The sequence below is a fragment of the Klebsiella sp. G-Nf4 genome (genome assembly GCF_002810615.1).
In the GTDB taxonomy this organism is placed as follows: domain Bacteria; phylum Pseudomonadota; class Gammaproteobacteria; order Enterobacterales; family Enterobacteriaceae; genus Klebsiella; species Klebsiella variicola.
Window position 1 is genome coordinate 1 of record NZ_PION01000030.1, and the last position, 1,210, is coordinate 1,210.

The following is a 1,210-nucleotide window of genomic DNA, read 5'->3' on the forward strand; positions in this document are numbered from 1 at the left end:
GGCAACGAAAGCAACGGCGGCGAATTCCAGATCAGCAAGGCCTTCAAAAGCGCGCAGGGGGCTATCTGGGATCTCAACGTGATGTTCGACCACTGGAGCGACGAGGTTAACCTGAAGAAGGCCTACGTCGGCGTCACCAACGTCCTCGACTCCAACCCCAACGCCTATATCTGGGCCGGCCGCGACTTCCACCAGCGTCCGCAACAGGGGATCAACGACTACTTCTGGATGAACCACGACGGCCAGGGCGCCGGGGTGAAGAACTTTGATATCGGCGGCGTGCAGTTTGACGTGGCGACGGTCTCGCAGGTGAAATCCTGTAGCCCGGAAGTGATGGCCGACGAGACCAACCCGTCGCGTATCACCTGTACCGGCAGCTCCGATACCGGCGACAACGGCCACTACGCGCTGACCACCAAAACCCACAACATCAAGGCCGGGCCGATCGACGTCGAGGTGTACGCCAACTACGGCTTTGACTCGAAGGCGGTGGACAGCGACGCGCGCCTCGAAGCCTGGCAGGGCGGCCTGGTGCTGAGCCACACCAACGACAGCGGGGTGAACAAGGTGATCCTGCGCTACTCCGACAACTCGGATAACAGCGTCTACAACAAGACCGACGACCTGACCACGGTCTACGCCAGCTTCGAGGGCAGCCATAAGTTCACCCAGCAGGCGCAGATCGAATACCTGCTGGCCTTCCACGACTACGACAACGGCAAGGACAACACCGACAACCGTAAAAACTACGGCGCCATCGTCCGGCCGATGTATTTCTGGAACGACGTGCACTCCACCTGGCTGGAAGCGGGCTACCAGCGCGTGGATTACGACCAGGGCGGGGATAACCACGGCTGGAAGCTGACGCTGTCGCAGAACATCGCCATCGGCATGGGGCCGGAGTTCCGCCCGATGCTGCGTTTCTATGTGACCGGCGGTCAGGTGGACAACGAGCACACCGCGAAGGTTAACGGTACCCAGGACCAGCAGCTGGATTCGCTGAACGTCGGTGGAATGTTTGAGGCGTGGTTCTGATGCGATAGCGTTGTCGAAGGAGCGTTCCCGGCTGGCGCTACGCTTAGCCGGGCTACGACTGGTGCGCTCCATTTATGCCGGATGGCGGCTGACGCCTTATCCGGCCTACGTTCCTTCCCGCAGGCTCACACAACGTAGGCCCGGCAAGCGCAGCGCCGCCGGGCGGTCAGGCGCC

General features: G+C 61.7%; 1 protein-coding gene. It reads left to right on the forward strand.

Translation table 11 applies throughout. The annotated features are described in order from the left end of the window. Window positions 1–1,035 (forward strand): carbohydrate porin (locus CWM57_RS27030; protein WP_100676598.1); only part of this gene is annotated, 1,035 nt, incomplete at its 5' end. Window positions 1,036–1,210: the final 175 nt, after the last annotated feature.